The sequence below is a fragment of the Paenibacillus cisolokensis genome, from assembly GCF_050481165.1.
GTDB lineage: Bacteria > Bacillota > Bacilli > Paenibacillales > Paenibacillaceae > Paenibacillus_AH > Paenibacillus_AH cisolokensis.
This window is the reverse complement of sequence record NZ_JBCNFP010000006.1, coordinates 1-18,605: the sequence shown is the minus strand read 5'-3', so window position 1 is coordinate 18,605 and position 18,605 is coordinate 1. Positions and strand designations below refer to the sequence as shown.

The 18,605-nt window shown below is 51.2% G+C and carries 20 protein-coding genes and 1 pseudogene; 8 read left to right on the top strand and 13 right to left on the bottom strand.

Going from position 1 to position 18,605, the window contains the following annotated elements; genetic code table 11:
- Window positions 1-187 precede the first annotated feature (187 nt).
- Window positions 188-1,639, top strand: coding sequence for a MocR-like pyridoxine biosynthesis transcription factor PdxR (gene pdxR / locus ABEV74_RS01400; RefSeq protein ID WP_062493526.1), 1,452 nt, complete (start codon window positions 188-190; stop codon window positions 1,637-1,639).
- A gap of 145 nt (window positions 1,640-1,784) precedes the next feature.
- Here the strand turns inward: pdxR and ABEV74_RS01395 are convergent, their stop codons facing one another.
- The 8 genes from ABEV74_RS01395 to cyoA all read right to left on the bottom strand — a co-directional run bounded on the left by ABEV74_RS01395 (window position 1,785) and on the right by cyoA (window position 7,994).
- Window positions 1,785-2,480: a cytochrome c biogenesis CcdA family protein gene (locus tag ABEV74_RS01395; RefSeq protein ID WP_430142960.1), complete on the bottom strand. Its 696-nt coding sequence runs from the start codon at window positions 2,478-2,480 to the stop codon at window positions 1,785-1,787.
- A 24-nt stretch (window positions 2,481-2,504) separates the two neighbouring features.
- The gene (locus ABEV74_RS01390; protein ID WP_430142937.1) at window positions 2,505-3,047 is read right to left on the bottom strand and encodes a TlpA family protein disulfide reductase; all 543 of its coding nucleotides are present in this window, start codon (window positions 3,045-3,047) and stop codon (window positions 2,505-2,507) included.
- Between the two features lie 12 nt (window positions 3,048-3,059).
- Window positions 3,060-3,635: an SCO family protein gene (locus ABEV74_RS01385; RefSeq protein WP_430142935.1), complete on the bottom strand. Its 576-nt coding sequence runs from the start codon at window positions 3,633-3,635 to the stop codon at window positions 3,060-3,062.
- 16 nt (window positions 3,636-3,651) lie between these two features.
- Window positions 3,652-3,984 (bottom strand): c-type cytochrome, encoded by a 333-nt coding sequence (locus ABEV74_RS01380; RefSeq protein ID WP_430142933.1) that lies wholly within the window; start codon window positions 3,982-3,984, stop codon window positions 3,652-3,654.
- A 160-nt stretch (window positions 3,985-4,144) separates the two neighbouring features.
- Window positions 4,145-4,471 (bottom strand): cytochrome o ubiquinol oxidase subunit IV, encoded by a 327-nt coding sequence (gene cyoD / locus ABEV74_RS01375; protein ID WP_430142931.1) that lies wholly within the window; start codon window positions 4,469-4,471, stop codon window positions 4,145-4,147.
- The gene (gene cyoC / locus ABEV74_RS01370; RefSeq protein ID WP_430142929.1) at window positions 4,472-5,065 is read right to left on the bottom strand and encodes a cytochrome o ubiquinol oxidase subunit III; all 594 of its coding nucleotides are present in this window, start codon (window positions 5,063-5,065) and stop codon (window positions 4,472-4,474) included. It abuts the gene before it with no gap.
- Window positions 5,065-7,053 (bottom strand): cbb3-type cytochrome c oxidase subunit I, encoded by a 1,989-nt coding sequence (locus ABEV74_RS01365; RefSeq protein WP_430142927.1) that lies wholly within the window; start codon window positions 7,051-7,053, stop codon window positions 5,065-5,067. The genes cyoC and ABEV74_RS01365 overlap by 1 nt, the downstream gene beginning before the upstream one ends.
- A gap of 20 nt (window positions 7,054-7,073) precedes the next feature.
- Complete coding sequence (gene cyoA / locus ABEV74_RS01360; protein WP_430142925.1) at window positions 7,074-7,994, bottom strand: ubiquinol oxidase subunit II; 921 nt, start codon at window positions 7,992-7,994, stop codon at window positions 7,074-7,076.
- 239 nt (window positions 7,995-8,233) lie between these two features.
- Between cyoA and hisC the strand changes: the two genes are divergently transcribed.
- Window positions 8,234-9,346 (top strand): histidinol-phosphate transaminase, encoded by a 1,113-nt coding sequence (gene hisC / locus ABEV74_RS01355; RefSeq protein ID WP_430142923.1) that lies wholly within the window; start codon window positions 8,234-8,236, stop codon window positions 9,344-9,346.
- Window positions 9,347-9,586: 240 nt separating this feature from the next.
- Here hisC and ABEV74_RS01350 read toward each other — a convergent pair whose 3' ends face one another.
- The 3 genes from ABEV74_RS01350 to ABEV74_RS01340 form a co-directional block, all read right to left on the bottom strand.
- A complete protein-coding gene (locus ABEV74_RS01350) occupies window positions 9,587-10,546 on the bottom strand; it encodes an SDR family NAD(P)-dependent oxidoreductase (protein ID WP_430142921.1) in 960 nt (319 codons plus the stop codon).
- 1,044 nt (window positions 10,547-11,590) lie between these two features.
- A complete protein-coding gene (locus tag ABEV74_RS01345; protein WP_430142919.1) occupies window positions 11,591-11,695 on the bottom strand; it encodes a sporulation protein YjcZ in 105 nt (34 codons plus the stop codon).
- A 103-nt stretch (window positions 11,696-11,798) separates the two neighbouring features.
- Window positions 11,799-12,518 carry a class I SAM-dependent methyltransferase gene (locus tag ABEV74_RS01340; RefSeq protein ID WP_430142917.1) on the bottom strand — a complete coding sequence of 240 codons (720 nt, stop codon included), beginning with the start codon at window positions 12,516-12,518 and terminating at the stop codon, window positions 11,799-11,801.
- A gap of 60 nt (window positions 12,519-12,578) precedes the next feature.
- Here ABEV74_RS01340 and ABEV74_RS01335 point away from each other — a divergent pair, with 60 nt between their 5' ends.
- The 5 genes and pseudogenes from ABEV74_RS01335 (at window position 12,579) to ABEV74_RS01320 (ending at window position 15,414) form a co-directional block, all read left to right on the top strand.
- Entirely contained in the window at window positions 12,579-12,869 is a 291-nt protein-coding gene (locus ABEV74_RS01335) for a hypothetical protein (RefSeq protein WP_430142916.1), read from the top strand.
- Window positions 12,870-13,351: 482 nt separating this feature from the next.
- Window positions 13,352-13,669 carry an isocitrate lyase/phosphoenolpyruvate mutase family protein gene (locus ABEV74_RS01330; RefSeq protein ID WP_430142915.1) on the top strand — a complete coding sequence of 106 codons (318 nt, stop codon included), beginning with the start codon at window positions 13,352-13,354 and terminating at the stop codon, window positions 13,667-13,669.
- 127 nt (window positions 13,670-13,796) lie between these two features.
- On the top strand, window positions 13,797-13,970 hold the full coding sequence (gene yjcZ, locus ABEV74_RS23240) for a sporulation protein YjcZ (protein ID WP_488168576.1): 174 nt from the start codon (window positions 13,797-13,799) through the stop codon (window positions 13,968-13,970).
- Between the two features lie 221 nt (window positions 13,971-14,191).
- Window positions 14,192-14,621, top strand: a pseudogene (locus ABEV74_RS01325) (IS110 family transposase); the annotation flags it as partial.
- Window positions 14,622-14,706: 85 nt separating this feature from the next.
- Window positions 14,707-15,414 (top strand): nucleotidyltransferase domain-containing protein, encoded by a 708-nt coding sequence (locus ABEV74_RS01320; RefSeq protein WP_430142914.1) that lies wholly within the window; start codon window positions 14,707-14,709, stop codon window positions 15,412-15,414.
- Window positions 15,415-15,617: 203 nt separating this feature from the next.
- Here the strand turns inward: ABEV74_RS01320 and ABEV74_RS01315 are convergent, their stop codons facing one another.
- The gene (locus tag ABEV74_RS01315) at window positions 15,618-15,893 is read right to left on the bottom strand and encodes a stage VI sporulation protein F (protein WP_062493587.1); all 276 of its coding nucleotides are present in this window, start codon (window positions 15,891-15,893) and stop codon (window positions 15,618-15,620) included.
- An 846-nt stretch (window positions 15,894-16,739) separates the two neighbouring features.
- Here ABEV74_RS01315 and ABEV74_RS01310 point away from each other — a divergent pair.
- Window positions 16,740-17,816, top strand: a complete 1,077-nt coding sequence (locus tag ABEV74_RS01310; protein ID WP_027092400.1) for a bifunctional 3-deoxy-7-phosphoheptulonate synthase/chorismate mutase — start codon at window positions 16,740-16,742, stop codon at window positions 17,814-17,816.
- A 249-nt stretch (window positions 17,817-18,065) separates the two neighbouring features.
- On the opposite strand, the gene ABEV74_RS01305 is transcribed toward ABEV74_RS01310, so the two are convergent.
- Window positions 18,066-18,350 (bottom strand): hypothetical protein, encoded by a 285-nt coding sequence (locus tag ABEV74_RS01305; protein WP_430142912.1) that lies wholly within the window; start codon window positions 18,348-18,350, stop codon window positions 18,066-18,068.
- Window positions 18,351-18,605 lie beyond the last annotated feature (255 nt).

The following is an 18,605-nucleotide window of genomic DNA, read 5'->3' as shown; positions in this document are numbered from 1 at the left end:
CGAAAATAACCATCCAATGCCGGATCATTTGCGCCCATCCATTTATTCAGGTTCCGGACCATCCATGTTCAACAAATCGAAAAATATCTGTCAAGGTTAAGTTAAAATCGACCGCTTTATTTTGAATAATCAGTGGTATGATAAAAATCACACTGCCGTTTTATCAAAGTTGAAGAAGGTGAAAACCTTGTGGAAGCCCGATCGTCAAAGCAGCAAGCCGCTGTACGAGCAAATTGCCGACTATCTGGAGCAGCGCATCTCATACGGCGAGTTTCCGCCGGGCAGTCTGCTGCCGTCGGAACGCAAATTGGCGGAGCAGCTTGGCGTAAACCGAAGCACCGTCATTCAAGCTTTCGCCGAGCTGCGCTCGTTTGGCATCATTGAGAGCCGGACAGGCAGCGGCACGCGCGTCAGTGCAACCAAGTGGGGAGCTACGCCCAAGCATACGCCCAATTGGAGAAGGTATGCCGAAGGCGGCAGCTTTCTGCCCAATCCGCCTTTTATGCGCAAAATTCGGGAAGCGTTGACACAGCAGCCTTCGCTGATCGATTTTGCAAGCGGCGAGCTGGCGGCGGATTTGGCGCCCATGGATGAAATCGCGAGCCTGATGAGCGAGCATCGCTATACGTCCTATTTGGGCTACGACAATCCGCAAGGGTACATTCCGCTCAGACAAGCGCTGGTTGACTATTTGCAGCGTTACCGGAACATTCGGACGAGCGAATCGTCCATTCTGATTACGTCCGGATCGCAGCAATCGCTGTATTTGATTACGCAATGCCTGCTGTCGCCGGGAGACGCCGTCGCGATCGAGGATCCTTCCTACTGCTACTCGCTGCCGATGTTTCAATCCGCCGGACTTCGGCTGTTCCGGCTTCCCGTCGATCAGAACGGCATCCGTCCCGACGACATTCGCACCTTGTACAAAAAACATCGCATCAAAATGGTGTTTCTCAATCCGAATTACCAGAATCCTACGGGGACCGTGCTCGCCGAAGAGCGCCGCGAACAGTTGCTGCAGGTGGCCAGCGAATTGGCTTTGCCGATCGTGGAGGACGATCCTTTCAGCTTGACCGCTTACGAAGGAACGCCGCCCGCGCCGCTCAAATCGCTGGATACGGTCGGCTCCGTCCTGTATATCGGCTCGTTTTCCAAAATCGCCGCGTCCGGCCTGCGCATCGGTTGGATGGTCGCCCCGCGTTCCATTGTGGAGCGTCTCGCGGATGCCAGACAACAGATGGATTTCGGCTTAAGCGTCATCCCCCAGCAGGTCGCCGCGCAATTTCTGAAATCGTCTTATTTCGAACCTCATCTGGAGCGATTGCGCATGCAGCTGCAATTCAAGCGGGATCTGCTGATCGAGGCGCTGCAAAGGGAGCTTCCGGACTCGGTCCGGTACGATATTCCCCGCGGTGGGCTGCATCTGTGGTGCAAGCTGCTTCCGGATGTTCATGACGGCAAACTGCTGGACGAAGCGATCCGCAGAGGGATCGTGTTCGTGCCGGGAAGCGTCTACGGCTCGGATGCGAGCTACGTCCGATTTACATTCGCCAGAGCCAAAACCGATGAGATCGAGCCCGGAATATCGCGGTTTGCGGAAGCGCTGCGGTCACTGATCGGCGAAAGCTCATCGCCATAACCGCCTTGAAAATGAAACAACCGCCGAGCGTGAACCTCGGCGGTTGTTTCTTGGTGGGTCGCCCCCCAATCATTAAGGGTCAGGGGTTATGCCGCATTCGCGAATTTTTATCAGGCTCCATTCCAACCTTTTGATTGCGCGCTTCTTACCAGGAAGTCCATATATTGAGCCAGCTCACCAGATCGAAGTACAATAACACCCCCAGCACCATCATGACTCCCCCGCCAATTCTCATCATGAGCTCGGAATATTTCAGCACCCGTTTTATTTTCCCTATAAAATACCCCATTACAATAAACGGTATGCCGAACCCCAATGCATAAGCCGTTATATTTACAAAAGCAGGCCACGGAGCCGGATTGATCATATTGGCATACATAATCGCCCCGAAGATGGGCCCGATGCAGGGCGTCCAGCCGGCCGCAAAAACGATTCCGGCAAGGACGGAGCCGAGCTTGGGACGAATCCCTTTTATCGGAAGCGTAAAACGTAGCTCCCGCATCAGGAAGCGAGGACGGATAAGGCCCAGCAGGAAACAGCCAAGCAAGAAAATAAACACGCCTCCGAGCATCCGGATCAAATCCCGATAAAGCTCAAACCAATGCCCTAATAAGCTGGCCGAAAAGCCTAACAGGTAATAAACCAACGAGAACCCGGCCAAAAATAATATTGAATGTATGAGCACCGTTCCGGAGACGCCCTTTGCGCCGCGCGACTGAAGGTCGCTTATGGAAACGCCGGCAATATACGAAAGAAAGGAGGGATATAGCGGCAGCGTGCACGGGGAAATGAACGCCAACATCCCTCCGCCAAAAGCGATCCATGCAGTGACATGTTCCATATAAACCAATCTCCTGACATACCATCATTTTCCATTCAAAGCATCCGGACGAAGCTTGTCCAGCAGGGCTTTGATATCATCAACGCCGCGCAGTTCCCCCGTTCTTCGTTCCACAATCCGGCCGGTCTCGTCGATGAGAAGCGTAACCGGCAGTCCATTGATCCGATATTTTTTCTTCATATCGCTGCCTTGATCCAGCAAAATGGTAAAGTTCAGGTTTAATTCCTCCGCGAACCGCCGTGCCCGTTCGGGGGACTCTCCGACGTTGATAGCGATCATCGCAACATCGGAGGATTGCGCGTAAACTTCATTCAAGAGCGGCATTTCCTTTACGCAAGGGCCGCACCAGGAAGCCCAAAAGTTCAGCAGAACGCCCTTCCCCCGAAAGTCGGCCAAGCGTACCGTTTCCCCTTGCAGATCGGGCAGTTCAAACGATGGCGCTATACTTCCAACGCTGCTGTCCTCCCGGTGCTGCGGCCAGCTTTGCACAATCGCATATACGATAGCGGCAACTGCCAGCGCGAACAGGCTCCATTTCGTCCACCTTGAACGGGCCAACCTGTCCATCTCTCCCGCCTCCTATCGCTGCAACGCTTTAATATCTTTGATGATTTTCTCGTACGGCGTATTATCCATCCCGTCATACTTGGCGACAGCCGTTCCGGTCTGATCGACCAGATAGAAGGATGTGCCGTGAATGACCTGATCGGAGGCGTTGTCTTTGGCGATCGGGGATTTAAACGATTTCAGTACAAACGTTTTGATTTCTTCAAACTCATAACCGGTTAACGCACTCCAATTGGTGAAATCGGCGTCGAATTTCTCCAAATAGCTTTTCAACGTCGCCGGGTCGTCACGCTCGGGATCCACCGAGAAGGAAATCAGCTCCGCCTCCACCCCGGCCGCCTTCAACCGCTTCTGCAATTCAGCCATATTGGCCGTCATCGTCGGACATACCGTCTCGCAGTACGTGAAGATAAAGTCGGCCACCCAGACCTTACCTTTTAGATCGGACAAGGATACTTCTTCTTCATCCTGGTTGATGAACGTGAAAGGTTCGACCGGTAAACTAAACTGATTCGGCTTGCTGTTGCCGCATGCTGCTGTCATGGACAAAACCAGAATCAATAGACCGGCCAGAACTGATTTTTTCATATCCATTCCACCTTTCTTATTTCCGTTTTGCCAACCATTGGGCCAAAGCTTCGATTTCTTCCTTTTCCAATCTGTTTTTATAGGCAGGCATTCCTTTTGAGCCCTCTTCGAGAATGGAAATCAGTTGTTCCTCGGATAAGCTGGAACCTATCTTTTGTAAATTCGGTCCGACCCGACCGCTTAAATCGGCGGCATGGCAAGATATGCATTGCTTTTTGTACAACGAGACCGCTTCTTCATCAGCGGGCGTTGTGATGCTCGACTGCAGGAAAGCGTCATCCTTCTGCTGCCCGCACGCGGACAAAAGCAGCACCACCAACGCCGCGGCCAAGAAATATAATTGCCTCATCGTTCCCGCGCCTCCTTTTTCCCGCTACCGACCGCAAATTCCATTTGTGGCATAACGTGCATGTCTCCGGCTGTTACGACTCCCCATTTTCTCATATGTCTTTGCCCTCCTCCCTCTTCACCAAAACGGTCTCCCCGGTACCGGTAACGCCAAGTTAAGCTCATAAGGCCACCATGTTGTACGTCATAATCCACATCGAGCCGGCCACGATCACGACTGCAATGACCAAACCGAGCAGAAGCGAAATCAGATTGTAGCGCGGCTTCTTCTCTTCCCGCAAATGCATAAAAAACAATAATTGCACTGCCAACTGCAGGACGGCGGCTGTCATCAACACAATGGCGTTAGCCATTCCATCCAGCCAGCCGTTCAGCACGATAGCGATCGGAATGACGGTCAATACGATGGAACAGATATAACCGATCGTATAGGATTTAAACGTGCCATGCGTTTCTTCCGAAACATGCCTCCCATCCGGTTGCGCCATTCAGCTCACCCCCATCAAATAAACGACCGTAAAGACGAATATCCAGACGACATCGAGAAAATGCCAAAACAAACTGATGACGTTCACTTTCCGTTTCGTTACCGGCGTTATGCCGCGCTTCGCCAATTGAAACATCACGACCATCATCCATACCAGCCCGATGAGTACATGCAAGCCGTGCGTGCCGACCAAGGTGTAGAAAGCCGATAAAAAGGCGCTCGTTCCCATCGTTGCCCCTTCACGGACCATATGGGCGAATTCGCTGACTTCCAGCCCGATAAATATCGCGCCCAGCAAAGCGGTGATGCCGAGCCAACCGATCAATGCCCGCAGATTGCCTTTATGCATCGCAAGCAGCGCCAGACCGCAAGTATAGCTGCTCGTCAGCAGAATGAACGTGCTGGCGATGATGCCGCTCAGCTCGAATAACTCGGCAGGTCCCGGACCGCCGTTCGTATTGCCGCGAAGAACGATGTAGGCGGCAAAAAAAGTGCCGAATATCATCACATCGGTCATCAGGTAAATCCAGAAGCCGAATGTGCGCATGCCTTCCAGATCCGGGTGGTCGTGACGTTCCGCATGAGATTGTGCCATTAAGCCATCACCTTGCCTTTCCGCGCTTCCGCTTCCGTACGCTCTATTTCGTCAACCGGAATGTAATAGTCGGTATCGTAGTTGAACGAATGGACAAGCATACTGATCGCCACTCCGGCAAGACCTGCAACGATGAACCCAGTCCAATGGAACACGAATCCGAAGCCGGCGACAAACCAGCAAGCCGACATCATAATCGGGATACCGGAGTTTTTCGGCATATGAATCGGCGCAAGCTTTGCTCTCGACGTCTCCGACTGCCCGCCCTGCGCCTTGCGCCGCTTCCGTTCCCACCAATCGTCCCGGCTCGTCACTTGCGGCAGCACTGCGAAGTTGTAGTGCGGAGCCGGTGACGGAATCGACCATTCCAGCGTTCTGCCGTTCCACGGATCTCCCGTTGTGTCCAGATTGGCTTCCCGATGCTTCACGCCATGCGCGATCTGCCACACTTGAAGCAAAAAGGCAATGCCCATCAATACGGCGCCAATGGTGGAAACCAGATTCATTTCCCACCAGCCCTTGTCCCAGCCGTATGTGACGACCCGCCGGGTCATCCCCATCAGACCGAGAACATATTGCGGCATAAAGCAGATGTAGAAACCGATGTTCCAGAACCAGAACGCCCATTTGCCGATCCGTTCGTTCAGCATGAAGCCGAACAGCTTGGGCCACCAGTAATACAAGCCGGCGAAATAGCCGAACACGACCCCGCCGATGATGACCTGATGGAAATGCGCGATCAGAAAGTAGCTGTTATGAAACTGAAAATCGGCCGGCGCAACCGACAGCAGCACGCCCGTCAGGCCGCCGATCACGAAGCAGGGAATAAACCCGACCGTCCACAGCATCGGCGTCTCGAACGTAATCCGGCCGCGGAACATCGTAAACAGCCAGTTGAACACCTTGACGCCCGTCGGAATGGCGATCAGCATCGTCGTCAGGGCGAAGAAGGCGTTGACGTCGGCCCCCGAGCCCATCGTAAAGAAATGATGCGCCCATACGAGGAACGACAGAATACTGATAATCATCATCGCGTACACCATCGAGTTGTAGCCGAACAGCTTCTTCTTCGCGAAGGTCGCCACGATTTCCGAGAAAATGCCGAATGCCGGCAGCACGATAATATACACTTCGGGATGTCCCCACATCCAGATCAGGTTGATATACATCATCGGGTTGCCGCCCCCGTCCAGCGTGAAGAAATGCGCGCCGGCGTAACGGTCGAGAAACAAAAGCGCAAGCGTCGCCGTCAAAATCGGAAACGAGAAGATGATGGCGATGCAGCTCGACAGCACCGACCATGGAAACATCGGCATTTTCATCAGCGTCATGCCCGGGGCCCGCATTTTCAGTATGGTGACGATAAAGTTGATCCCGGTCATCAGACTGCCGATCCCCGATATCTGGATACCCCAAATATAGAAATCCTGCCCGGGGCCCGGATTGTACATCAGCTCCGAATACGGCGGATAAGCAAGCCAGCCCGCGTCCGGCGAACCGCCGATGACAAAACTCAAGTTAAACAGCATCGCGCCGGAGAAAAACAGCCAGAAGCTGAGCGCGTTCAGGAACGGATACGCCACATCGCGCGCCCCGATCTGCAGCGGAACGACCACATTGAACAAACCGAACATAAACGGCATCGCCATAAACAAAATCATAATGACGCCATGTGTCGTAAAAATCTGATTGTAATGATCCGGCGTGAGAAAATCGAATTCCGGCACGGCAAGCTGCGCCCGCATGAGCAGCGCATCCACGCCGCCGCGGAACAGCATCAGAAAAGCCGATAAAATATACATGATGCCGATTTTTTTATGATCGACGGTCGTCAGCCATTCCCGCCACAGCCACCGCCATTTCCGGAAATATGTCAGTCCGGCGACGATCGTAACCAATGTCAACACAATGGCGACGTCCGCCCCGTAAATTAACGGATCGCCCGTTACAAAAAATTCGGAAGCAAAGCTTGTCACTTTGTCCCACATCAACATCTCCCCCTTGGCTGTTATTGGCCCGCCGCCGTCTCTTCGAGCTCGAATCGCTTCGCTTCCTCCCAGGACAACCCATGGTTGTGAGACGCCGCGTATTTGGTCACGGACATTTCAAACAACCCTTCGGGAAAGGAAGAAAAGGATTGCTTCTGCGAGACGGAAGGTTCCGCGAGTCGTTTATACCCTTCCAGCGTCAAGGCCGGGGATGAACTTCGGATCTCCTCCGCCCACCGGTCGAACTCCTCCTGCGAGACGGCCTCCACATCGAAATACATGTCGGCAAAATGCGTCCCTGTAAAGTTGGCGCCGGAACCCCAGTACGTTCCCGGCTCATTGGCCTGCAAATAAAGCGTCATCGCCATGCCGGACATCGCATACATTTGGCCGCCAAGCTGCGGAATCCAGAATGAGTTCATCGGCGAATCGGCGGTAATTTCAAACCGGATCGGCACTCCTTGCGGAATTTTCAGCTCGTTCACCGTCGCAATGCCCTGTTCCGGATATTGGAACAACCATTTCCAGTTCAGGGAAGTGACCTGAACGGTGAGCGGTTTTTGATCCGATTCCAGCGGCCGGGACGGCTCCAGGGTGTACGTGGCTTGTACGGTAATGACGCCAAGTGTCAGGATCACCGCGATCGGAACCCCCCACCAGATGGCTTCCAGCTTGGTGCTGTGTTCCCATTCGGGCGTATAAGCCGCTTTCCGCCCTTTCCGGTCGCGGTAACGCCAGACGATAACCGCCGTCATGATGAGAACCGGAACAATGACGATGCTGCACAATGCCAGGGAGACCATCATCAAATCCCGCTGCTGCTCGGCTATCGGGCCTTTGGGGTCCAACACAATGATGTTGCGGGTGCAACCGGTCGTGAAGAGCAGCAGCGCCGGCATCAGAATCATCGCCAATCGCTTGTAAGCTTTCGATAAATTCATCGTACTCAGCTCCTGTCAACTTCCTTTCGCGTTCGAATCCACTTCACTGTATAAGAGATCGATGGAGGTGTCACCAACCGCTCGGCGCGAATATGCAACCAGCCATGTTCACGAATTTGCAATAAAAATGACGGTCCGATCGGCCTGCTCCAAAATGTCGTCAAATGGGTGGTTACTTTTCGAATGAAACGATTTATATTCATACCGCAACCCATTTTTCATAGTAAGGGGGATCTATTTTGAACCATTCATTCCATATTCCGGTTCGGGGTACGCTGCGCAACCTGGCGCCTTATTCGCCGGGCAAACCGATCTGGGAGCTTCAGAACGAGTTGGGACTGTCGAACGTCGTCAAACTGGCTTCCAACGAGAATCCGCTCGGCCCGTCGCCCAAAGCGCTGGAGGCGATTGCGCTTTCGTTATCCGATCTGCACCGCTATCCGGATGCGGGCACCGTCCGCCTGCGGCAGGCGCTCGCCGCACGGCATATGATGGCTCCGGAGCAATTCATCGTCAGCAACGGCGGCGACGAGCTGATCACCCTTATAGCCGAGACGTTTCTGGAACCGGGCGACGAAGTGATCGTATGTTCGCCTTCCTTCAGCGAATATGAATTTGGCGCGCATCTGATGGGAGCAACCGTCGTTTCGGTTCCTCTTGACCCATCCTTTCAGTTCGTTAGCGAGGCCATCGTCGAAGCCGTGACCGCCCGCACCCGATGGATCTGCCTCTGTTCGCCGAACAACCCGACCGGAACCTACCTGTCGCGAGACGCTTTGCATCGCCTGCTCGATGCTTTGCCCGAACATGTCCTCGTTTTGCTGGATGCCGCTTACAGCCAGTTTGCAACCGCATCCGACTATACGGACGGACTGGAATTCGTCCGCGCAGGATACCCGGTTATCGTGCTGCAGACCTTTTCGAAGCTGTACGGACTGGCCGGACTGAGAGTCGGATACGGGACGGCGCACGAAGCCCTGATTCGACAAATTGTCAAAGTGAAAGAACCGTTCAATGTGAATGCTTTGGCTCAGATCGCGGCCACAGCCGCCCTTCAAGACGAGGAGCACGTACGTTTGACGCTGGAAGCAAACCAGGAAGGGAAACGGCAGCTTTATCACGCTTTTCAGAAGATGGGGCTGTCTTATACTGAAAGCATGGGAAACTTTGTGCTGGTGGAAATCGGAGCTGAAGCGAAGCGCATCTACGAAGCACTCCTGGCCCGGGGAATCATCGTGCGATACGGAGGCATCTGGAACCTGCCCCGCCATCTTCGCATTTCGGTCGGAAATCGGGAGGAAAATGCGGCGCTTATTCGAGCCCTTGCCGATATTTTGGAATACGGCAAATAAAATGCAGCGGTCATACGCGACGATAACGGCAGAGAGAGGAGCGGCCTCGATCGGCAGCCGATGAGGAAATGGATAGGGCTGTCTCCTCCATCGTCATGGAGGATGACGGAGGGGGAGCGTTGGGAGCATCCTCTGAATCGGGCGCTGCTGACAAGCAATCCGGAGATGCAATCCGGAGATTGCTTGTCGGCAGCGTTATTAGTGATTGATCAATTACAATTGCTGTGAATGCATTTGGCTTTACGAGCGGTTTTGCAATGAACGAATCGTTGCGGCAATCCCCTCCTCGAACTTCGTGGCCGGTATCGGACCGATCAGCCGCTCATATTTCTCTCCGCTCAAAATCAACGGCTCCTCGGTTAGGTACAGCATCTCGACAACCTCCTTCATGACAGGCACGAAGATGCCGAGCAAAGATAAGCCGATTCTCCCGAGCGGTATGACAGGTTTTGTATGGCCGCTTGCTTGCCGGGCAATTCGCACGATCTCCCGGCCGGAAATGACGCCTGCGCCCGGGATGTGCCAATTTTGGCCGTAAGCGTCATCCCGGCCTGCCAGTTCGACGATCATCTTTGCCGCATCCGGCAGATAGACAAATTCGCGGGGCACACGCATATTGCCGATGATAAAAAACGCCGGTTTACCGACCGCAATCGCCTCGAGCGTCGATCCCAAGTAAGAAGCCTGGTTGGCGGTCGGCCCGTAATAATCCGGCAGCCGGACGATCATCGTCTGCACACCGCTCCAACGGTCGCTGAACAGCATCCGCTCGAATGCCAGCCGGGTCTTGCCTTTTTGCGTATGCGGCTGTTTGGGATGGTCCTCGGTCACGTTGTCCGCCTGCCTTCTTCCGTACGGATAAATGCCGTCTACCGCGACAACCTTCAAACTTCGCCGATCTGCGGCTTCCATGACCGACTCCCCTAGCGGGATCAGCTTGCCGGCCATCTCGTTGTACGGCACGTTCGCGCAATGGAATAAAACGTCTGCCCCTTCCGATGCGGCTGCAATGTCTCGAGATCGAAAAGCATCGCCGACCGCTAGCGACAATCGATCCGGATTGCCGAGCTGGGCCGCAAGCCGTTCCAGCTTTTGGCGGGAACGCCCGAATGCGATCGTCTTCACTCCGCGACTGATCAGTTCCTCGGTAACAACCGCGCCGGTTCCGCCCGTTGCGCCCACCACGATCGCCTTTTTCATTTTTCATCAGCTCCGTTCGCCCAATGTTTAGTGATTGATCAATCAATTGACCTTTTCCAAGGCGCATGATTCAAGAAATGTTAGTCATCATTCTGGTAATCCAACAACAATTTGATTCATGGCACGACGATGAGGCTGCGAATAAGCCGCTCAGCTCAAGAAACGGCCAAAAAAAGGCCAGCCAGAACTGACTGGCTGACCTGATAACAACATAGGCAGGTAAAGGGATACATGGAATCGGGACATCTCTTTTATCCGGAAATTTTGGTGTGGTAACCAGAAATTTCTCTACAAGGGCAGATGTCCTCTTTCTGTTTAGTCATTCAAACGTAGGTTCGAAAATCCTGGCTTTTGCTGGGCTTTGTCGACGGCAATCGATCCGTTAAATAACGCAGATACCGGTCAGAATGATGACCAGCAGAATAAAGAGGAACCAAAATAAAGGCGAACTGACTCCGGCAACTGCGGTCATTTGTATTCGTACCCTTCATAACAATGACCCTATTAAATTATGACGGTGGAAAGAATGATGACCAACAGAATAAAGAGAACCAAGACAAAACCGAAATGACGTCCAAATCCAAATCCTGCAAATCCGCTCATTCGTTTTCACTCCTTTCTACTAAGCTCCTATATTATATTCTTTTATTTCGGAAATGCTTGGGTAAATGCTTATCTAAATCTAATTTTCCGGCCGACACTAAGCTTTTGTCTTTGCAGTTGGGAAAAAGCTTGTTCTCCCCTATCCCGTCTTTCTTCGGCTCTTTTTGTAATCAGCCGCCAAACCTTTGATCTTACGGTAGAACGTTTTATCCTTCAATCGATTAAACAGTCCATATGAGGGGATATGCGAGGTTCACCTTGATGATCCATATCCATGGTCGATCAACTCACGCATGTGTTGGTTAAACGTGGAAAAACCATACCAAGGGGTATGTGCAGCGGACAAGCCGCGGATCGTCGTTTCGCCACCGAAACAAAAATGGCCGAATAGCAAACGCTGATCGGCCAATAACATAACATTAGCCCTGGGCTGGCTATCCATTAGATGAATATACCGCCAGCCAGAACGATCACCAGAAGAATGAACAGCACCAATACAAACGCTGCACCGCCGCCGAAACCGAATCCGCCAACTCCGGCACTCATTGTTTGTCATCCTCCATCCTTATGAATATTGTGATTTCTCATCACTCTGCCATGATATGAGGGGGCGGCTGTAAGGTCTGTACGTTTGTTCATGTTGTCAAAATTACCCGGTCTTCCATGCGATAAAATCGCCGACCCTGAAGTAGGGCTCCTGTGCCAGCACCAAATCGGCATATTTCATAATTCCGAGTCCGATTTCCGGGTCGAACAGCACAGTAAGATCCAGCTCCTGGATTTCGCTCGGATCGATGGAATGTTCGTGACTCCGGAATTCATCGAGCTTGGGACGTTCGCATTGAAATCCGGCTTGGCGCAGATCAACGAGCCACTCATCCACCGACGGAATTTTGTCGAATTTGAAAAAGTCCATAATTTCTTGGCGGGACGGCTCCGGGATTTCCGAATAAAGAACTATCTCGCGATCAATCAGCCGGCCTCCCGGTTTTAAAACCCGATAATATTCTTCCAACGACTTGGGTATATCGGTAAAGATGGTGACGGATTCCGCATAAACGACGTCAAACGATTCGTTGTCGAAGGGGAGTTCCTGCACGTCGCCCTGAACCCATTCGATGTCGGTGATCCCTTCTTTTTCGGCCCGCTTCTTTGCCTTTTCAAGCATCAGCGGATGCCTGTCAAGCGCAGTTACACGGAACCCTTGGCCCGCAAGATAACAAGCCGTTTTGCCCGTACCGCATCCCACTTCCAGAATCCGCAAATCGCCTTGCTCCAGGGCTTTGTCCAAAAGCTTTTGAGTCGCCTTGAATCCCCCCGGATGGGAGGAAGCCACTCCCAACCGCGAGAGCAGGTCCATATACTCCATTCATGTCTCCTCCTTCATTCGTCCATGCATAAATAAGTATATGGGGAAGGGGTTTGCCCCGTGTTTGCGTTTGCCTATGAAGTGAAAATCTTCAAACACTCCCTCGATCAGCCTTTCAAAAACGGCATCCACCAATTCCATTTTCCCAAGCTCCAGCACGTAGGCGTATTCATTCCAGTCTTTGCGGGTGAGCTCCCCCCGCCCCGCGGCGCCGTATTTGGCGTGGTGAATCCGGCGAAGGATGGCATGCTCTTCCTCCGTCCCGCACCGGACGCGGATATTGACCGCGGGAGTGAACGACGGACGGACACCGGAATTGAAATCTGCTGTTCAGAACGTTTAGGAACGTAGTTCATGAACAGATATTCCGTCTCTTCCCTGCGTTTTTGGACGAGTGATGCTCCAGCTTGGCTACGGCGTTCTGATAATCTATCGCAGCATCATATAGAAGTTGATGAGATCGCCGTCCTTATCATTGAATACCTCGACTTTGCTAGGTTCCCGGGCAAGCGTCAGGCTTCCAGTACCGCCAAACAAATCCACCCAGTAAGCGTCAAACCCTGCACACCTTCAACGCCCTAGACATTCATGAGAAAATGAAGGCACCCCAATTAAAGAGGTTGCCTCATGACCTCCAAAGAGCAACGTTTTCATGAATGGACACAGCCCGCGTCGCGGATTACAAAGCCAGCGGACTCACGATGTCCACGAAAGATCCAGAAGCGCTGGACAGGCTGCTGCCGTGGTCGCCATCGATGCCGCTAACTTGCCGCATATTTAAATCTTAATCCAGCTGATCTAAGCCCTCATCTTGATGACAAGGTGTGGGCTATTTGACGCTTACCAACAAAGATGAGGATTTTGTGGTCGTGGCGGGAGTGGAGGCTTTTATCGCGGGTTGGGGAATGGAGGAAATGCTGAAAAGAGCGGAGGCTTACCGTCAAACGGGCGCGGACGCCACCCTGGCACACAGCAAAAGATCGGATATGACCGAGATCGAATCGTTCGTGAAAGAATGGAGCGCCAGACTTCCGGTTATGATTGTCCCCACCAAGTATTATCGAACGCCCAAAAATCGTTTTCACCCAAGCATTTCCGAAATAAAAGAATATAATAATAGGAACTTAGTGGAAAGGAGTGAAAACGAATGAGCGGATTTGCAGGATTTGGATTTGGACGTCATTTCGGTGTTGTCTTGGTTCTCTTTATTCTGTTGGTCATCATTCTTTCCACCGTCATAATTTAATAGGGTCATTGTCATGAAGGGTACGAATACAAATGGCCGCAGTTGCCGGATTCGGACGTCAATTCGCCTTTATTTTGGTTCTCTTTATTCTGCTGGTATTCCATGTATCCCTTTACCTGCCTATCGTCAAGTTCATTTTGGCTCGTTGTTATCAGGTCAGCCAGTCAGTTCTGGCTGGCCTTTTTTTTGGCCGTTTCTTGAGCTGAGCGGCTTATTCGCAGCCTCATCGTCGTGCCATGAATCAAATTGTTGTTGGATTACCAGAATGATGACTAACCTCTCTTCGGTCACCTACATATTCTGTAATCAGAGGAGCTATTCCTGTAATGAATTAAAATGCAGTTTGCAAAACTAAAATGCGCCTCCTGTATGCTGGGTCATGGAATGCGGCACATTCAATGCCCTAATGAAGAGGAGAACGCTCACTATGAAGTTTAACGAATCAAACAAGCAAAATCATTTCCGAACTACACTTGTCATCGGGATCGACATTGCCAAGCAGAAGCACGTCGCCCGCGCCTTTACGTATCGGGGTATCAAATCGGTAAGCGCTGCTTGTTTCAAAATGACGACACGGCTTGCTAAACCTGCTGGCATGGGCGGGATCCCTCAAGCAGGAGCATGGGCCGTGCTTCTTGGCGTCGAACCTGCCTGTCGCTACTGGTTTCCATTGATTCATTTCTTGAAGCAACGCTACACGAGGCCGCAACTGCCGGAAGGCGTTTATGCCGATCTGCGCGTGCTCCCGCGTGAAAGGAAGAATCCACAATTGACAGGATCGCTTCTTTCCCGAATATACGCAAGTCTTTAAAGACCGGGAAGGCAAGGCTTCGCTCATCACGCCCAGGCAGAACCCATATATTTACTTTTCATCAAAGATGAAATCATGTGAAATAGCGAGAAAAACGGAGAAAACATTATTTTATTGAGGGAGATGGTTAGATGAAATACAGCCCGAAAGTAGCCGCCAGATTATTTATAAAAAAGCATTTTCCAAATGCATGTGTCGCGTTTTTGGGAGGAAGCGCCGCGCATCGAAACTTGACCCCGAACTCCGATCTGGACATCCTCGTTTTTGACGATACGCAGTTCCCTTTCAAACAAAACTACACCGGGTATGGCTGGACCATTGAAGCCTTTGTGGTAACACGCAGTGTTTATCATTCTTTTTTTGATGAAGCCAGAAGAAGCGGTCTACCTTCGATACTCCGCATGTGTGCAGAAGGAGAAACGATTGTAGATACAGGATTTGCAGAAGGGATCCGGTCGGAAGCGCGAGATCTGCTGTCCCAAGGCCCCTGCGAATGGACATGGGATGAAATGAACCAGGTTCGGTATCAAATAACGGAATGCCTGGAGGATTTGTCCGATGCACACTTATATCATGAAAACTTGTTTGTCGTAAATCAACTAACCGAGCTGGTCACCAAGTTTATTTTGCGGGCAAACGGCCAATGGATCGGGATAGGCAAATGGGCGGTACGTTCGCTTGCGGAATACGATAAACAGTTATGCGACGAATTTTTATACGCTCTTGATTCTTTTTATAAAAAGGAAACCGTCGAACTTCTTATTCCATTCATCGACCGTGTACTCGAACCGCACGGAGGCAGGTTGCTGGAAGGCTGGATGGAAGGCAGTGTTTTATGAGGAGGAGTGATAGCCAACACCGGGGAACAATCTGGACACGATAAGTTCAGATACGCGGGGTGAAATCGAATGGAGAAAATAAAACGGAGCAACAACCGTCCGCAGGAACAGCCGAAACAGCCGCAATATCACCTAAAAGTCAAAAAATTGACCATCTTCTGAGCGATAGAAAATGGTCAATTTTTTGTGTGGATGAATATGTGCTACTTTTTCATCATCTTTTTCATCATATTTTCAAGCTGCTCAATATTACCGTTATTTTTCACGGCTTTAATAATTTCATTGGCGGTTTCATTGCGTAGCGGGATATTTACCAGTTTCGAAACCTTGTTAATCAACTTTCGAAGTTCTGCTTCATCCTGTATCGTTTTTTGATTTACCCCGCTTGCTATTTTTTTTACGGCTTGTTCAGATAATTGTTTACCCGTTGCTTTTTTTACCGTATTCAACACATCTTTGGAAATCCCTTTTCGGCTCATGATGGCCCACCTTTCTCATTACTGTGATCTAGATCATTCATAAAAAGAAATACATATTCGGTGATGGTTAAGAAGCGCCTATTCTACGACTCATCACACTCCCTAGCCCCTTTTTGATATCCGTACTGTTATGATATGAGGTGCACAAGCCAACTGCTTGTATATCCACCCATTCGCAGCGAAATGTGCAATTGTTTGTAACACAGCGGGTATTACGCTTTGCCCGAATCTTATCCAGCGCGAACTGCATCCGCCTGTGTTGCATGCGATTGGCACTCCAAGGCGCATGATTCAAGAAATTGGTGACGCTGCTGAGATGACAGTCTTGTCTGGCGGCATTGCGAATCTGAGGCTGAAATCGAGTTTTCTATGTTTGGTCATAAAATTAGACATTTAGATATAGCATTTACCCAAGCATTTCCGAAATGAAAAAATATAATATAGGAACTTAGTGGAAAGGAGTGAAAACGAATGAGCGGATGTGCAGGATTTGGATTTGGACGTCATTTCGGTGTTGTCTTGGTTCTCTTTATTCTGTTGGTTATCATTCTTTCCTCCACCGTCATAATTTAATAGGGTCATTGTCATGAAGGGTGCGAATACAAATGGCCGCAGTTGCCGGATTTGGACGTCAGTTTATTTTGGTTCTTCTTTATTCTGCTGGTCATCATTCTGACCGGTATCTGCGTTACTTAAAATTTAATACTGTATCACTGGGATGCAGCCGCTCCTCCATCGTCGTCTGATATCTGGACTACAGCGCAGAGGCTATTCACCGTGCACTCGGTTCCCCGTCCCTTGCGGCGGGGACTTTTTGCATTTTATATCGAAGAGAGGAAGAGGGAAATGGGACATCGGACTTTGGAGCAGTTGCGTACTATGGTGGACGAAGTCAACGGACAATTGCTGAAGCTGATTAGCGATCGTGCCGCGTTGGTGAAGGAAATGGGCGAGGTAAAGGAAAGACAAGGGGTGCCGAAGTTTGATCCGGCGAGGGAGAAGGAGATGCTCGACGTGCTGGTGGCGGCAAATCCGGGTCCTTTCGACGCGGCTGCGATCCGTCATATATTCAAGGAGATTTTCAAAGTGTCTATGGAGCTACAGGGACAATCCCACCGGAAACAGCTGCTGGTCAGCCGGAAGAAACAAGCGGAAGATACGGTTATCGAGATCAAAGGCGTCCAAATCGGCGGGAACCACTCCCTTATGGTGGCCGGCCCTTGTTCGGTCGAGAGCCGCGAGCAACTGCGGGAGGTGGGCCGCGCTTTGAAGGAGGAAGGCGTGCCAATGCTTCGAGGCGGCGCCTTCAAGCCGAGAACGTCTCCCTACGATTTCCAGGGGCTTGGGGTGAAAGGTCTCAAGCTCATGCGCGAGGTCGCCGACGAATTCGGATTGCTCGCCGTTAGCGAGATCGTCGATCCGGCAACAATCGGAATTGCGGCGGATTACTTGGACGTGATCCAAATCGGCGCCCGCAACATGCAGAACTTCGAGCTGTTGAAAGCCGCGGGCGAATCAAAGGTTCCCGTGCTGCTCAAACGCGGTTTGGCCGCGACGATGGAGGAGTGGCTGCATGCGGCGGAATATGTCGTATCGCGTGGTAATACGCAGGTAATTCTCGTCGAACGCGGTATCCGCAGCTATGAGAAGTGGACGCGGAACACGCTCGACATTTCGGCGGTGCCGATCATTAAACAAGAAAGCCACCTGCCCGTATTGGTCGACGTCAGCCACGCAACCGGCCGCAAGGATATCCTGCTGCCATGTGCCAAAGCGGCTCTCGCAGCCGGGGCAGACGGAGTGATGGTCGAGGTGCATCCGAATCCGCCAACTGCTCTGTCCGACGCCGATCAGCAGATCGATATCCCTCAATTTCGCAAATTGTACCGGGAAATTCGCGATTCCGGACTGTTCAAGCTATAAGCGACAGATCCGGATTTATCCGACATGTCTCGATTTATCCCCCTCTTTCGTCGGAGGATAAATCGGACATGTCCACTAGGCCGATGCGAACGACAAGAGAAGACGCAGAGACAGCAGAGACATGATCGGCAACCGAGAGCGGCACCCAGCATCGTGAAGTGATTAGCGGTGCACCACGCGGACATCGTGAGTCCGCTGGCTTTGTAATTTGCGACGCGGGCTGTAGTTATCATTGGATTATTCAATAAACTAATCCTTAACCTCAAGCGTAAATCTTGGGGCCGCTTGTGCGCGAAAATCCTCTAGACTTTTACCATCAATTTTTTCAAAGGGGCTATTTATGCTATAGCTTATTACTTCGTATAGCCCTGTTGTTTTGGGGGCAACCAAATTAATTTCCCCAATTGCAGTTTTACTTTCAGGCACATCTACTAGTAAATAAGGTTTATCATTAACAGTTGCAGACTCAAAACCAACCGTTGCCATTATCAACACTTGACCCGCCTTATTGCCTGGATAGGAAACATTATACACTCAACTTTCGCACCTTGAAAATCTGTACTAAGCCTTGATAGGGCTAGGATTTTCTCTTGAAAAATCTCGTTCTTGACAGAAAAACACCTTTCTCGTTTGGTAAAATGGAAGTTGGAGAAGCTTACCATTCCAAACAGAAAGGTGCGTATCCCTATGGTACAACACAACTCTCTGTCTGAAAAGGGCCAAGAACGTATTTCGGCTGTATTCTCTACTTTACAAATCGGGCAACTGTTGCGGAAAGCAGGCATTTCC

Bases quoted from the DNA above. Each gene is read 5' to 3' on its own strand.
- ABEV74_RS01395 (WP_430142960.1), bottom strand. From the start codon at position 2,480: ATGGAACATGTCACTGCATGGATCGCTTTTGGCGGAGGGATGTTGGCG.
- ABEV74_RS01390 (WP_430142937.1), bottom strand. From the start codon at position 3,047: ATGGACAGGTTGGCCCGTTCAAGGTGGACGAAATGGAGCCTGTTCGCG.
- ABEV74_RS01385 (WP_430142935.1), bottom strand. From the start codon at position 3,635: ATGAAAAAATCAGTTCTGGCCGGTCTATTGATTCTGGTTTTGTCCATG.
- ABEV74_RS01380 (WP_430142933.1), bottom strand. From the start codon at position 3,984: ATGAGGCAATTATATTTCTTGGCCGCGGCGTTGGTGGTGCTGCTTTTG.
- cyoD (WP_430142931.1), bottom strand. From the start codon at position 4,471: ATGGCGCAACCGGATGGGAGGCATGTTTCGGAAGAAACGCATGGCACG.
- cyoC (WP_430142929.1), bottom strand. From the start codon at position 5,065: ATGGCACAATCTCATGCGGAACGTCACGACCACCCGGATCTGGAAGGC.
- ABEV74_RS01365 (WP_430142927.1), bottom strand. From the start codon at position 7,053: ATGTGGGACAAAGTGACAAGCTTTGCTTCCGAATTTTTTGTAACGGGC.
- cyoA (WP_430142925.1), bottom strand. From the start codon at position 7,994: ATGAATTTATCGAAAGCTTACAAGCGATTGGCGATGATTCTGATGCCG.
- ABEV74_RS01350 (WP_430142921.1), bottom strand. From the start codon at position 10,546: ATGAAAAAGGCGATCGTGGTGGGCGCAACGGGCGGAACCGGCGCGGTT.
- ABEV74_RS01345 (WP_430142919.1), bottom strand. From the start codon at position 11,695: ATGAGTGCCGGAGTTGGCGGATTCGGTTTCGGCGGCGGTGCAGCGTTT.
- ABEV74_RS01340 (WP_430142917.1), bottom strand. From the start codon at position 12,518: ATGGAGTATATGGACCTGCTCTCGCGGTTGGGAGTGGCTTCCTCCCAT.
- yjcZ (WP_488168576.1), top strand. From the start codon at position 13,797: ATGGCCGCAGTTGCCGGATTCGGACGTCAATTCGCCTTTATTTTGGTT.
- ABEV74_RS01320 (WP_430142914.1), top strand. From the start codon at position 14,707: ATGAAATACAGCCCGAAAGTAGCCGCCAGATTATTTATAAAAAAGCAT.
- ABEV74_RS01315 (WP_062493587.1), bottom strand. From the start codon at position 15,893: ATGAGCCGAAAAGGGATTTCCAAAGATGTGTTGAATACGGTAAAAAAA.
- ABEV74_RS01310 (WP_027092400.1), top strand. From the start codon at position 16,740: ATGGGACATCGGACTTTGGAGCAGTTGCGTACTATGGTGGACGAAGTC.